At 74.1% G+C, this 13219-nt stretch carries 12 protein-coding genes; 8 read left to right on the top strand and 4 right to left on the bottom strand.

Going from position 1 to position 13219, the window contains the following annotated elements:
• Positions 1 to 126: 126 nt before the first annotated feature.
• On the top strand, positions 127 to 1014 hold the full coding sequence (locus tag AB0947_RS26690; RefSeq protein WP_366752855.1) for an endonuclease/exonuclease/phosphatase family protein: 888 nt from the start codon (positions 127 to 129) through the stop codon (positions 1012 to 1014).
• Between the two features lie 78 nt (positions 1015 to 1092).
• On the opposite strand, the gene AB0947_RS26685 is transcribed toward AB0947_RS26690, so the two are convergent.
• Positions 1093 to 2349, bottom strand: coding sequence for an MFS transporter (locus AB0947_RS26685; protein WP_366752854.1), 1257 nt, complete (start codon positions 2347 to 2349; stop codon positions 1093 to 1095).
• Between the two features lie 424 nt (positions 2350 to 2773).
• On the opposite strand from AB0947_RS26685, the gene AB0947_RS26680 reads away from it, so the two are divergent.
• Genes AB0947_RS26680 through AB0947_RS26665 form a run of 4 tightly spaced genes read left to right on the top strand, consistent with a single transcriptional unit; the run spans position 2774 to position 6265 of the window.
• Positions 2774 to 3112, top strand: a complete 339-nt coding sequence (locus AB0947_RS26680) for an antibiotic biosynthesis monooxygenase family protein (RefSeq protein WP_366752853.1) — start codon at positions 2774 to 2776, stop codon at positions 3110 to 3112.
• On the top strand, positions 3109 to 3996 hold the full coding sequence (locus AB0947_RS26675) for an NAD(P)-dependent oxidoreductase (protein ID WP_366752852.1): 888 nt from the start codon (positions 3109 to 3111) through the stop codon (positions 3994 to 3996). Before AB0947_RS26680 ends, AB0947_RS26675 begins: the two co-directional genes overlap by 4 nt.
• A complete protein-coding gene (locus tag AB0947_RS26670; protein ID WP_366752851.1) occupies positions 3993 to 5027 on the top strand; it encodes an amidohydrolase family protein in 1035 nt (344 codons plus the stop codon). Before AB0947_RS26675 ends, AB0947_RS26670 begins: the two co-directional genes overlap by 4 nt.
• Positions 5024 to 6265: a cytochrome P450 gene (locus AB0947_RS26665; RefSeq protein WP_366752850.1), complete on the top strand. Its 1242-nt coding sequence runs from the start codon at positions 5024 to 5026 to the stop codon at positions 6263 to 6265. Before AB0947_RS26670 ends, AB0947_RS26665 begins: the two co-directional genes overlap by 4 nt.
• Positions 6266 to 6362: 97 nt before the next feature.
• Here AB0947_RS26665 and AB0947_RS26660 read toward each other — a convergent pair whose 3' ends face one another.
• Positions 6363 to 7292: a LysR family transcriptional regulator gene (locus tag AB0947_RS26660; RefSeq protein ID WP_366752849.1), complete on the bottom strand. Its 930-nt coding sequence runs from the start codon at positions 7290 to 7292 to the stop codon at positions 6363 to 6365.
• Positions 7293 to 7387: 95 nt separating this feature from the next.
• Here AB0947_RS26660 and mdlC point away from each other — a divergent pair, with 95 nt between their 5' ends.
• The 3 genes from mdlC (at position 7388) to AB0947_RS26645 (ending at position 11802) form a co-directional block, all read left to right on the top strand.
• Positions 7388 to 8968, top strand: coding sequence for a benzoylformate decarboxylase (gene mdlC / locus AB0947_RS26655; protein ID WP_366752848.1), 1581 nt, complete (start codon positions 7388 to 7390; stop codon positions 8966 to 8968).
• 49 nt (positions 8969 to 9017) lie between these two features.
• Complete coding sequence (locus tag AB0947_RS26650) at positions 9018 to 10472, top strand: benzaldehyde dehydrogenase (protein WP_366752847.1); 1455 nt, start codon at positions 9018 to 9020, stop codon at positions 10470 to 10472.
• 82 nt (positions 10473 to 10554) lie between these two features.
• Positions 10555 to 11802 carry an aromatic acid/H+ symport family MFS transporter gene (locus AB0947_RS26645; RefSeq protein ID WP_366752846.1) on the top strand — a complete coding sequence of 416 codons (1248 nt, stop codon included), beginning with the start codon at positions 10555 to 10557 and terminating at the stop codon, positions 11800 to 11802.
• Between the two features lie 15 nt (positions 11803 to 11817).
• On the opposite strand, the gene AB0947_RS26640 is transcribed toward AB0947_RS26645, so the two are convergent.
• Positions 11818 to 12465 carry a TMEM175 family protein gene (locus AB0947_RS26640; RefSeq protein ID WP_366752845.1) on the bottom strand — a complete coding sequence of 216 codons (648 nt, stop codon included), beginning with the start codon at positions 12463 to 12465 and terminating at the stop codon, positions 11818 to 11820.
• 65 nt (positions 12466 to 12530) lie between these two features.
• Positions 12531 to 13175: a DUF4232 domain-containing protein gene (locus AB0947_RS26635; protein WP_366752844.1), complete on the bottom strand. Its 645-nt coding sequence runs from the start codon at positions 13173 to 13175 to the stop codon at positions 12531 to 12533.
• Between the last annotated feature and the right edge of the window lie 44 nt (positions 13176 to 13219).

Here is a 13219-nt window from a genome sequence, read left to right as displayed (position 1 = left end):
CGTGCCTCGACGGTGCACACCACGGAGGGCGGCCGTCACCCATCAGGGCGACCCGGCGCCCGTTCCGACGGGTCGGGGCAGTCGTACCGCCCGGCCGGCCGACAAGGATCACCTCGGGAGGACTCAGTGGACCGCAAGCCCCGACGCACCGCTCCGCGCCTGCTGGCCGCCGCCGTGCTCGCCGCCACCGCCGTGCTCGGCGCCGCGTCGCCCGGCGCGTCCGCGGCGGACGCGGCGACCGGCGCGGAACCGGCCGCTGCCCGTGTGCCGTTGCGCGTGGCCACGTACAACATCCATGCCGGAGCGGGACAGGACGGCGTCTTCGACCTCGACCGCACGGCGGCCGCGATCCGGGACCTGGATGCCGACGTGATCGGCCTGGAGGAGGTGGACGTGCACTGGGGTGCCCGGAGCGGCTTCACGGACGAGGCCCGGGAACTGGCCGGAAAGCTGGGCATGCGGGTCTTCTTCGCGCCGATCTACGACCTCCCGCCGGCCACGCCCGGTGCGCCACGGCGGCAGTTCGGTGTCGCGGTACTGAGCCGCCATCCGGTGCGGGGCGCGTGGAACCACGAGATCACCCGCCTGTCCACCCAGACGCCCGACCCGGTGCCGGCCCCCGCGCCGGGCTTCGCCGAGGTGGCGGTCAGGGTCCGCGGCACCCTGGTGCACGTGTACGCGACCCACCTGGACTACCGCACGGACCCCTCGGTCCGGCGCGCCCAGGTCGACGACATGCTGGGCGTCCTGGCCGCGGACTCCGGCCCGAAGGTGCTCCTCGGCGACTTCAACGCCGAGCCGGACGCCCCTGAACTGGCCCGGCTGTGGGGGCCCTTGGCCGACGCGGCCCCGGGCGGCGGCAAGACCTACCCGGCGGTGGACCCGGTCAAGCGCATCGACCTCGTGGCGGTCTCGCCGGACGTCACCGTCACGGGCGCGCACGAGTCCGACACCACGGCCTCCGACCACCGCCCCGTGGTCGCCGGCCTCCTGCTGCACCGCCGGAGCCGCTGAACGCGCCGCGAACGGCCCAGGGTCTCTCGTTTGGATCATGCCGGGCTCGCGGGCCCTGCCTGGTCCGAACGAAAGACCCTAACGCGCCCCTCGCGCTTCACGGTCACCGTGGCGCCGTGCCCCGCCCATGACGGCGAGCAGCACGAGCGCGACGGCCTGGATCGCGGTGACCACGGTGATCAGGAGCGGGACCGAGTAGCCGTACAGGGCCCCGGTCAGCGCGCCGCCCACCAGGGTCGCGCCGCCCACCACCCCGGCGAAGACGCCGTACGCCGTCGCCCGGCGCGGCGAGGGCACCAGGTCCGCGACGGTCGCCCGCAACGTGGACTCCTGGATGCCCGTCGCCGCGCCCCACACCAGCGCACCGGCCACGGCGGGGGCGACGGTGTGCGTGAACGCCAGTGCCGGCACGGCGGCGGCCAGCACGGGCAGGACCGCCAGCACCCGCGGGCCGGTCCGGTCGTACACCCAGCCGGTGGCCAGGGCGGCCACCGCGTCCACGGCCATCGCCGCCGCGTACAGCACCGGCACCCACGCCGTCGTCATCAGGTGCTGTCGGACGAGGTGGTACGACAGCACGCCGAAGGTGGTGAAGCCGGCCGTCGTGACGGCGGTGAACGCCGCGTACGTCCAGAAGGCGGCGGGCAGACGGCGAGGGGGCGCAGGGCCGTCCGGCGCGGGTTTCCCGGGCGGGGCCGTCGCCTGACGCTCGTACGCCTCCGGGTCGGGCACTCGTGCCCGGAGCCGGAACAGGAGCAGCAGCACCGCGACGCCGGGCACGGCGAGCACCCCGAGCGCGGGGCCGTAGGCGTCCCCGCTCAGCGCGAGCACACCCGCCACCGTCAGCGGACCGATCAGCGCGCCCACCTGGTCCATCGCCTCGTGGACGGCGAAGCCCCGGCCGCGTCCGGTCGCGGCCGTGGCGTGCGACAGGAGGGTGTCCTTCGCCGGGGAGCGCACCGCCTTGCCCACCCGTTCGGCGATCACCAGGGCGCAGGCGGCCCACAACACGCCGACCACGCCCAGCGGGGGCACGGACACCACGGTCAGGGCGTAGCCGCCGATCGACAGGCCCCAGAAGCGGCGCGTGCGGTCGGCCAGCGGTCCGGACACCAGGCGCAGGCCCAGCGCCGCCGCCTCACCGGCGCCGGTGACCACACCGACGACCAGGGAGGAGGCGCCGAGGGACGCCAGCAGCGGGCCGGTGACCGAGCGGGCCCCCTCGTACACGAAGTCGGCGAGGAGGCTGACCACGCCGAACCACACGATGAAGCGCCACGGCCCCATCCCGTCCGGCCGCTGCGTCTCCGGCCCCTCGGCCCGCGCTGCCCGCACGCCCGCACCACCTCCGCGCCTGCCCAGCCCAGCATGCCTCGCGGCGCCGGGCGGGCGCGAGACAGCCCGGCGCCGGAACGCGCCCCGCGCCTGGGACGCCCGCTGTCCGCGCGGGGGAACGGATTGCCGCCCGCCGAGCGGGGGTTCGCGCCGAAGCGCCGTCGCCCGCCCGCACGGCGTGCTGCCGCCGCGCGTCGAGGGACGGGTCACGGCACCCGGAGGAACATCTCCGGCGACCCGTCACCCGGCCGCCGTACGGCGGGTCACCCGCGGGGACGACCCCCGTCGGTCACTCGAAATGACTAATGACGGAACGTGCACCCCTTGTGCCGACCGGCCCCTCCCCCATTCGGAGTTGCGGCCGTAAGAGGGACATGAGTCCGTTGGTGTCGTGTCCTGCCGGATCTCACTCAGGAGGAGACACATGGGCAGCAACCACAACGGCCTGTCGTCCGAGAAGCTGAACGTCGTCTTCGCGGTCCGCGTCGTCGAAGGCGGCGAGCAGGGCTTCCTGGACCTGTACGAGCACCTCCGGAAGTCCGTGTCCAACACCCCCGGCCACATCGTCGAGCGGCTCGGAGAGCCCGTCGACGACTCCCGCCAGTGGGTGATCACCAGCGAGTGGCGGTCGGCCGAGGACTTCTTCGCCTGGCAGCAGAGCCAGGAGCACCAGGAGCTGGTGGCCCCGCTGCGCCAGTGGGTCGACCAGCGGCAGTCGATGCGGTTCCGCGTCGTCAAGGAGACCAAGGGGGTGTCCGCGTGAAGGGCAACGTCAACGGCCCCGTCGCCGTCCTCGGCCTGGGCACGATGGGCGCCGGCCTGGCCGGCCGCCTCCTCGAACAGGGGGTGCCGGTCCGGGTCTGGAACCGTGACCCGCACCGCGCCGCACCGCTCGCCGAGGTGGGCGCCCACGTCGCCGGCCACCCCGCCGACGCGGTCGCGGGCACGAGCGCCGCCCTCTGCGTCGTCTCCGACGGCGAGGCCCTCGGCGCCGTCCTGCACGGGCCGCACGGCGTGCTGGCCGACGGCCCGTACCCCGGCGTCCTGATCTGCGCCAGCACCGTCGCCCCCGACGAGGTGGTGCAGATCGCCGGTGAGGCGCGCTCGGTCCTGGACGTCGGCATGCTCGGCAACCGCGACCACGCCCGCGACGGGGAGCTGCGGCTGTTCGCCGGCGGCGACAAGCGCGTCTTCGACGCCGCCCGCCCGCTGCTGGAGACGCTGGGCAAGGAGGTCGTCCATCTGGGCGTACTCGGGTCCGGCATGCGGATGAAACTGCTCCTCAACCTGCTGATGGGCATAGAGGTGCAGGCCCTGGCCGAGGCGACCGAACTGGCGGGGGCCTGCGGCCTCGACCGGCAGCAGGTCCTCAAGACCATCGCGGGCAGCGGTTTCGCCTCGCCGGTCATGGCGTTCAAGTCCCGGCGCCTGGCCGCCGGCCGCTTCGACGAGCCGGACTTCCGGCTGCGGCTGATGGCGAAAGACCTCATGCTCGCTTCCAAGCAGGCGGCGACAGTCGGCCTGAGTCTGCCGTTGGCGACCGCCGCGGCGGAGACCCACGTCCGTGCCACCGAGCAGGGACTGGGCGACCAGGACTGTGCCGCGGTCACCCGCGCACTCGCACCGAAACCGGAAACCGACACGTGATCATCGACATCCACGGGCATCTGTCCCCACCGGAAGCGGCCGAACGCTTCCCCATGCCCCCGAGCCTGACCGACGTCGACGGCATGCTCGCCGCCCGCGCCGAGGCCGGGATCGACCTCACGATCATCGGCAGCCCCGTCGGGGCCGGCGCGATGGCGCGGGTGCCGGGCGTCGACAACTACGCCCAGCCCCGCGACCGGCTGCGCCGCTTCCACGACTGGATGTCGGGGCTGATCCGCAGGTTCCCGGACCAGTTGCGCGGCTACGTGTACGCCAACCCGTTCGGCGACGACGACCACCTCGAAGGGGTCCGGGAGACCCTCGCGGACCCGGCCTTCGTGGGTCTGATCACCACGTCCAGCGTGCACGGCGAGCTGCTCGGCTCGCCCCGCGCCGACTCCTTCTTCGCGCTGGCCGCGGAGGCGGGGGTGCCGGTGCTGGTGCACGCGCCGGCCGAGCCGGCCGGCACGGAACGGGTGGACGAGACCGGGTTCGTCGAGCAGATCGGCCGCTTCGGCGACGTCACGATGGGCATGGCCATGATCGCGTTCGCGGGGTGGCTGGACAAGTACCCGGGTCTGCGGTTGATCGGCGCGACCGGCGGCGGCGCGATGGCGCTGCTGCCGGAGCGCCTGCAGACGGCGGCGCGCCCCCGGCACTGGGCCGGGGGCGCGCCGCCCTCCGGGCGGCCCGGGGCCGGGGCGCCCGACACCGCTCGTCCGGAGGGGAAGGGCCGGGCGCCCGACACCGCCCGTCCGGCGGCCACGGCGCTGCGGCCCTCGGCCGACCCGGCCTCCGCCCTGCGGCGCATGTACGTCGACACCAGCCCCTTCAGCGCCGCGCACCTGAGCCTGAACGCCGAAGTGCTGGGCCCGGAACGGATGTTGTTCGGCACCGACTCCCCGCCGATGGCCGCGCCGCTGGAGGACTTCGTCCACATGATCGAGAAGTTGCCGGTCGACGAGGCGTCCCAGCGGCTCATCCTCGGCGGCAACGCCCAGACCCTCTTCGACCTCGGGAGCCGTCCGTGACCACCACGCAAGAGGCCGTCGCCGCGGCCGAGCGGTGCACCCCGGAGTTCCGCCGCGATCCGCACGCGGTCTACGCCCGGCTCCGCGACGCGGCGCCCGTCTGCCCCATGAGACCCCCGCACGGCAACGAGACGTACCTGATCACCCGGTACGACGACGCGCGGGCCGCCCTGTCGGATCCGCGGCTGAGCAAGGACATGTACGGAGCCATGGACGCCTACCGGAGCATCTTCGGTGACTCCTCCGTGGCGCTGGACGACAACATGCTCAACTCCGACGCGCCGAAGCACACCCGGCTGCGCCGGCTGGTCAACTCCGCGTTCACCCCGCGGCGCGTGGCGGCGCTGCGGCCGCGGATCGAGGAGATCGTCCAGGACCTGCTGGACGGGTGCCCCACCCGGGAACCCTTCGACCTGCTGCCCGTGTTCGCGTTCCCGCTGCCGATCGTCGTGATCTGCGATCTGCTCGGCGTGCCGCCCGAGGACCGGGCCCGGATGCAGCACCTGTCCACCACGGTGGCGCAGACCGGCTTCGGCGAGGAGGCCAAACGGGCCCAGCAGCAGGCCGAGGAGGGCCTGCACGCCTACTTCACGGACCTCGTCACCGCCAAGCGGGAGCGTCCGGCCGACGACCTGCTCAGCGCGCTCATCGCGGCCCGCGACAACGACGGCGGGCTGACGGAGGGCGAGCTGGTGTCCACGGCGTTCCTGCTGATGTTCGCGGGTCACAAGACGACCGCGTACCTCATCGGCAACGCCGTCCACCACCTGCTGTCGCATCCCGCCCAGCTGCGGGCCGTACGGGAGGACCCGGAGCTGATCCGTGCGGCGGTCGAGGAACTGGTGCGCTACGACGGCTCGGTGGAGAGCGCGACGTTCCGCTACGCGACAGAGGACGTGGAGTACGGCGGGACGCTGATCCCCAAGGGGGCCCTGGTCCAGATCGCGATCAGCGCGGCCAACCGCGACCCGCGGAAGTTCGACGCGCCGGACGAGCTGGACGTGCGGCGGCCGGGCAACGCGCAGGACGCCCATCTCGGTTTCGGGCACGGCAGCCACTACTGCCTGGGGGCCCCGCTGGCGCGGCTGGAGACGCAGCTGGCCCTCACCCGCCTGTTCGACCGGTTCCCCCGGATGGCCCTGGCCGGCCCCGCCGGTGGGCCACGGTGGCTGGAGGTCCCGTTCCCGGCCTTCCGGGGCCTGGCGGAGCTGCCGGTCGTCCTCGACCCGGCGGGGTGAGCGGCGGCGCGACGCGGCGAACCCGCCACCGCCCGGCCGGCACGACCGGCCGGGCGGTGGCGCGCCGGTGCCCGGCCGGGGCCTGTCCGAGCATCTCCTAGGCGCTGGGCGGCAGTTGGGCCGGGCTGACCCGTTCGCCCAGCACTTCCGCCATGAACTGCACCAGCCAGCGCTGGGACGGGCTGCGGGACGCCTCGTGCCGGGCGTAGAGGGCGACCTCGATCGGCTCGGTCTCGAACGGCAGCCGTACCAGGCGCAGGCGGTGGGAGGCGGTGAAGACCTCCCCGACGTACTCGGGGACGATCGCGATCAGGTCGGTGCGTTCCAGCAGGTACGGCAGCATCGAGAAGCGGGTGGCGTCCACGGCCGCGCGGTCCAGGAGCCCGTGGGTGGCGAGCACGGACCGGGGGACGACGTGGCCGCTGGGGCCGTACACCGTGGCGTGGTGCTCGGCAGCCAGCTCGGCGAGGGTGACGGACGTGCCCCGGACGCGCGGGTGGTCGGCGGCGACCATGCCGACGTAGCGCTCGTGGAAGAGCGGGATGCGCACGGTGCGGTGGGAGGTCAGGACGGGGGTGGCGACGAACGCGTCGAGTTCGCCGCGGCGCAGCTGGCCCTCGGCGTCGTCGACGTCCAGGGCGCGGACGGTGAAGGACACCCGGGGGGCGCGTGCGCGGGCGGCCGCCACGAGACGGGGCAGCAGGGTCACCTCGCCGAGGTCGGACAGGGCGACGGTGAAGCGGCCCGCCATGGTCGCGGGGTCGAAGTCGTCTCCCTGGCGGATCGCCCCGTCGATGTCGGCGAGGGCGCGTTGCAGCGGTTCGTAGAGGCGGCGGGCACCGGCGGTCGGGGTCAGGCCGCGGCCGGTGCGGCGGAAGAGGTCGTCGTCGAAGTGCCGGCGGAGTTTGGCGAGGCTGTAGCTGACCGTCGGCTGGGTGACGTGGAGGGTCTCGGCGGTGGCCGTGACGCTGCCGGTCTCGTAGAGCAGCACGAAGACCCGGGCAAGGTTGAGATCGAAGCTGCTCATATCGATCGACTCTATATCGTGCCCCGCCACTCTTTATTGGTGGCCAGGTCGCGTGCTCCCTAGCGTGTGCTGCGTCACTTCCAAAAGGAGGGCCTGTGCCGTCCGTGCGCCGCATCGCCCATGAGTTCCTGGAGCGCCAGGGGCTGACCACCGTCTTCGGCAATCCCGGTTCGAACGAGCTGCCCTTCCTCACCGGCCTCCCGGACGGGTTCCGGTACGTGCTGGGCCTGCACGAGGGTGCCGTCGTGGGCATGGCCGACGGCTACGCCCAGGCGACGGGCCGGCCGGTGCTGGTCAATCTGCACGCCGCCTCCGGCTCCGGCAACGCGATGGGGGCGCTGACGAACGCCGTGGCCTCGCGGACGCCCCTGGTGATCGTGGCCGGCCAGCAGGTGCGGCCGGCCATCGGGCCGGAGGCCAACCTCGCCAACGTCGACGCCCCGGCGCTGATGAGGCCGCTCGTCGGCTGGGCCGCGGAACCCGCGTGCGCCCAGGACGTGCCGCGGGCGCTCGCCCAGGCCGTCTTCGAGGCGCGGTTGCAGCGCCGGCCGTCCTACCTGTCCGTCCCCTACGACGACTGGGCGGCCGACGCGGGCGAGAACGCGCCGGCCGTGCTGGACCGCCGGGTGGAGCGCGCGGGGGTGCCGGCCGGCGAGCAGGCTCGGCGGCTGGCCGAGGCGGTGGCCGGCGCCCGGCGGCCCGCGCTCGTGCTGGGCGGTGACATCGACACGGCCGGGTGCTTCGACGACGCGGTACGGCTGGCCGAGCGGCTCGGCGGCCCGGTGTGGGCGGCGCCGTCACTGTTCCGGCTGCCCTTCCCCAACCGTCACCCGCTGTTCCGCGGGGTGCTCCCCGCCGGCATCGAGCCGGTCTGCCGGGCCTTCGAGGGCCACGACCTGGTGCTGGTGCTCGGCGCCCCCGTGTTCCGCTACCACGAACACCTGCCCGGACGGTATCTGCCGGCGGGCACCCGGCTGATCCAGGTGACGGAGGACGCGTCCGCCGCCGCGCGGGCGCCGGTGGGCGAGGCGCTGGTCGCCGACCCCGGCGCGGTGATCGGGCTGCTGACGCAGGCGCTGGGCGCGTCCGGGGAGCCCGCGGGCGACTACCGGCCCGTGCCGGCGCCGCGCTCCGCAAAGGGCCCGCGCCTGCACCCGGAGGAGGTCTTCGCGGCCCTGCGGGACGAACTGCCCGCCGACACCGCGTACGTGGTGGAGTCGACCTCGACCGCCTCCTCGTGGTGGCGCCAGATGGATCTGCGCCGGCCCGGCTCCTACTACTTCCCGGCGGCGGGCGGCCTCGGGTTCGGCCTGCCCGGCGCGGTCGGGGTCGCCCTGGGCCGCCCCGGCCGGCCGGTCGTGGGGGTCGTCGGGGACGGCTCGGCCAACTACGGCATCACCGCCCTGTGGACGGCCGCCCGGCACCGGGTCCCGCTCACCGTGGTGCTGCTGCGCAACGGCACGTACGGCGCGTTGCGCTGGTTCGGCGGCCTCCTCGGCGTGCCGGACGCGCCGGGCCTGGACATCCCGGGCCTGGACTTCACCCGTATCGCGGAGGGGTACGGGGTGCCCGCCCTGCACGCGAACGGCGTGGACGAGTTGCGGGCGGTCCTCGCCGAACACCCGGACGGCCCCCGGCTCGTCCAGGTGGACACGGCGCTGACCACACCCTCCTGAGCACGCTCCGCGAGTCCCCGTCCCACGGCAGCTCCACGAAGGGAATCAGATGACACTTCTGGACGACGACGTCTGGAGCAGGAAGCTCTTCGGCGACGGCTGGAAGGACGCCACCCGCGAACAGCCGGTCGTCGAACCGGCGACCGGGGCGCGGCTCGGCACGGTGGGTCTGGCCACGGCCGGGGAGGTGGGCCCCGCCGCGGCCCGCGCCGCCGAGGCGCAGCGGGCCTGGGCGGCCACCCCTCCGCAGGCGCGGGCGGCCGTACTGCGCCGCGCGGGCGAGCTGTTCACCGAGCACGCCGCCGAGATCGAGGACTGGCTGGTGCGGGAGGCGGGCTCCGTCCGGGCCAAGGCGGTTTCCGAGGTGGGGCTGGCGCGGGGCGAGTGCTTCGAGTGCGCGGCGCTGCCGACGCATCCGCAGGGCGAGGTGCTGGCGTCCGAGGAGCCCCGCTGGTCGTTCGCCCGCCGCCGCCCGGCCGGGGTGGTGAGCGTGATCGCGCCGTTCAACTTCCCGCTGCTCCTGGGGCTGCGCTCGGTGGCTCCCGCGCTGGCGCTGGGCAACGCGGTGCTGCTCAAGCCGGATCCGCGTACGGCGGTGAGCGGCGGTGTCGTCATCGCGCGGGTCTTCGAGGAGGCCGGACTGCCCCCCGGTGTGCTCCATCTGCTCCCGGGCGACGGCTCGGTCGGCGAGGCGGTGGTCGAGGCCCCCGAGGTGCGGGTCGTCTCGTTCACCGGGTCGACGCCGGTGGGACGGGCCATCGGCGAGCGGGCCGGCCGTCTGCTCAAGCGGGCCCACCTCGAACTCGGCGGGAACAACGCCCTGGTGGTGCTGCCCGGCGCCGATGTGGGCAAGGCGGCCTCGGCCGGTGCGTTCGGCTCGTACCTGCACCAGGGGCAGATCTGCATGACGACGGGCCGGCACCTCGTGCACGAGTCCCTGCTGGAGGAGTACACCAGCGCGCTCGCCGCGAAGGCCCGTGCGCTGCCCGTCGGTGATCCCGCCCGGGAGGACGTGGCGCTCGGCCCGGTCATCGACCGGCGGCAGCTGGAGCGGGTGCACGGCATCGTGACCGGGAGCGTCGCGGCGGGCGCGACGCTGGCCGCGGGCGGCGAGATCGTGGGCGCCGGGTACCGCGCCACCGTCCTGACCGGCCTGACCACCGACATGCCGGCGTGGCGCGAGGAGATCTTCGGACCCGTCGCACCCGTCATGGGTTTCTCCACGCTGGAGGAGGCCGCGCGGATCGTGAACGACTGCGAGTACGGGCTGTCCGTCGGCATCCTCGGTGACGTCGGTACGGCGATGAGGCTCGCCGGCCGGATCGACTCCGGCAAGGTCCACATCAACGAACAGACTGTCGGCGACGAGCCCCACGCGCCCTTCGGAGGCGTCAAGGCGTCGGGCACCGGCTCCCGGTTCGGCGGAGCGGCCGCCAACATCGAGGCGTTCACCGAGACGCAGTGGCTCACCGTGCGGCCGGACATCGCCGACTACCCGTTCTGAACCGGAGCCCAGCACCACCTGCGCAGCACTCTCCCCACCTCCGTCTCCGTCTCCCGCAGCCGCTCACAGGGGGAACACCGCCATGTCGTCCATCGCCTCGTCCGACGCGTCCGGCACCAGCACGGGAACCGGCACCGCCGGACGCGACCTGTGGACGGTGGTCCTGTGCTGGATCACCGTCCTGCTGGAGGGCTACGACCTCGTCGTCCTCGGCGCCATCATCCCGACCCTGCTCAAGACGCGTCACCTGGGCATGACCGCGGGGGACGCGACCACCGTCGCCACGCTGTCGCTCGTCGGCGTCGCCATCGGCGCGGTGCTGGTCGGCCCGCTGGCCGACCGGCTCGGCCGGCGCCTGCTGCTCATCGGTTCGGTCGTGCTGTTCTCGGTCTTCACGCTGCTGGTGCCGCTCGCCGGCTCGGTCGCGGTGTTCGCCGCGCTCCGCCTCGTCGCCGGTCTCGGGCTCGGCGCGTGCATGCCGGTGTCCCTGACGATGATGGCCGAACACATGCCGGCGGACCGGCGGGCGCGCGCCAGCACGCTGACCATGACCGGCTACCACACCGGCGCCGTGATCACCTCGCTGCTGGCGCTGCGGGTGGCCGGCGACTGGGAGGTGCTCTTCTACGTCCTGGGCGCCGCCGGACTGGCCGTCGCGGTGGTCCAGTGGTTCCGCCTGCCGGAGTCGGAGGCGTTCGTCCGCGCCAAGGAGGCTCCCGGCACCGGGCGCGTCCCGTTCACCGAACTGCTCAGGCCGGCCTACCTCCGCGCCGGCATCGGGATCTGGGTCGCCTCCTTCATGGGCCTGCTGCTGGTCTACGGCCTCAACACCTGGCTGCCCAAACTCATGAGCGACGCCGGATACCCCGTCCCCACGGCCGTCACCCAGCTCCTGGTACTCAACGCCGGCGGTGTGGCCGGCCTGGTGCTGGGCGGTTTCGTCGCCGACCGGCGCGGCATCAAGCTCACCACGCTCGGCTGGTTCGCGGTCTCGGTGGGCATGCTGGCCTGTCTCGGCGTGAAGATGGACAGCGACCTGCTGCTCGACACCGTCGTCTTCCTCACCGGCGTGTTCGTCTTCTCGGCGCAGGTGCTCGTCTACGCCTACGTCACGCAGTTCTACCCGGCCCCCGTCCGCGGCACCGCGCTCGGCTCGGCGTCCGGCATCGGCCGCATCGGCTCCATCGTCGGCCCGTCGGTCACCGGTGCCCTGGTCTCCGCCGGGGTCGGTCATCCGTGGGGGTTCTACTTCTTCGCCGCGGTCGCCGTCCTGGCCTTCCTGGCCGTGCTCACCCTCCCGGCCCGCCCCCCGCGGGAACCCACCGCCTGACGCGGCCGCGTCCGCTCACCGTTCCTCGGGGAAGCCGTCGCTGGTGAGGAAGTAGAACACCGGCAGCACGACGAAGACGGCGACGGCCGCCAGCGGTGCGACGAGGACGCCGAGGAGCCCAGCGGCGCCGTACGCCAGGGCTCCCGCCCAGGAGCGCAGGCGGCCGTGCCGTACGTACGTGCTCTCCACATCCGGGGTCAACAGCTCGGGCCTGCGGGCCAGTTGGTGGTAGAAGGCCACCCAGCTCAGGCACATCACCGCTGCCAGACCGGCGTAGAGGGCGACGGCGACCCGGGCGTCGGAGCCGTCGGGGTCCGCCTGGAGCGCGTCCGCGACGACCGCGGTGGGGAACGACAGCGCGGCGGTGCTGAACAGCATCAGCAGGTTCGCGGCGTGCAGCCCCCGGTCCATCACGCGGACCCGCACGAAGGCCTGGTGGTGGTTGAGCCAGATGACCGACACGTATCCGAAGGAGGCCAGGTAGCCGAGGTAGGCGGGCCACTGGGCGAGCAGGGCGTGGCCGAGGCCGCCCGGCCGGTGCGGTGGGTCGGCGAGACCGAGGGCCAGCAGTGTGACGGCGATGGCCAGCACGCCGTCGCTGAAGGCCTCCGCGCGGGTGGTGTCGGACCGGGAGAATCCGCGGAGGCGGCGGGTGCGGGACACACTGGCTCCTGAGCGCTGGTTCACTACGGGACAGGTCGGGGCGGGACGGGGCCGGGGCGGGTGTGTCAGGCCCCGCTGCCCGGCCTGAGGGGACTCACCCGGGGGACGGACGCCTTACCCGTGTCGGAGACCTGGCCGCCGGTCCAGCGGACGGAGAGCGGGGCGGTCTCGTCGGGCGGGGTGATGAGCAGGGCCCGCGGGGTGACCGTGGTGACGCCGGTGATCGCCGGATCGGTGTAGCTCAGCGCCGACCAGGCGTCGCCGCCCGGGGCGAGCGTCACCCGCTGTCGCGGCTGGTCGGTGGCCCGCTCGGGGTCCGGGGTGACGGCGTCGCCCGCTGCGTCGACGAACGCCACGCCCGGGAAGCCGTACAGGCTGCACGCGCGCGGGGACCGGTTGGTCAGCACGAGGGCGAAGTTCTGCTGCCCGGCCCCGGGGTGGTCGGGCCCGAGGGACGCCTTCAGGTCGGAGGTGCGGCAGCGTTTCGGCGCCGGCGCGGCGGGCGACGCCACCGCCGAACCGGTGCCGGCCGGCTCGGCGGGGCTCGGGGTGTCGCCGCCGTCGGGCCCCGGGGCGGTCGCCGACGGCGTACCGGTGGCGGCGGACGCGGGCGGGGTGCTCCCGGAGGTGCCGTCCGCTCCGTGGCCCGTACACGCGGTCAGCACGGCGCAGCAGGCGAGTACGGCGGGCAGGAGATGACGGTGCGTCATGGTGCTTCTTCCTCGGGGCGCCCCGGGCTCGCGGGCGCCGTGGC

The sequence above is a fragment of the Streptomyces sp. NPDC047841 genome, from assembly GCF_040704085.1.
GTDB classification, from domain to species: domain Bacteria; phylum Actinomycetota; class Actinomycetes; order Streptomycetales; family Streptomycetaceae; genus Streptomyces; species Streptomyces argyrophylli.
The sequence above is the reverse complement of the archived record's forward strand: the minus strand, read 5'-3'. Positions and strand labels throughout refer to the sequence as shown.

Coding starts and splice junctions, on each gene's coding strand:
- AB0947_RS26660 (WP_366752849.1), bottom strand. CDS start 7,292: ATGAGCAGCTTCGATCTCAACCTTGCCCGGGTCTTCGTGCTGCTCTAC.
- AB0947_RS26650 (WP_366752847.1), top strand. CDS start 9,018: ATGACACTTCTGGACGACGACGTCTGGAGCAGGAAGCTCTTCGGCGAC.
- AB0947_RS26635 (WP_366752844.1), bottom strand. CDS start 13,175: ATGACGCACCGTCATCTCCTGCCCGCCGTACTCGCCTGCTGCGCCGTG.
- AB0947_RS26680 (WP_366752853.1), top strand. CDS start 2,774: ATGGGCAGCAACCACAACGGCCTGTCGTCCGAGAAGCTGAACGTCGTC.
- AB0947_RS26645 (WP_366752846.1), top strand. CDS start 10,555: ATGTCGTCCATCGCCTCGTCCGACGCGTCCGGCACCAGCACGGGAACC.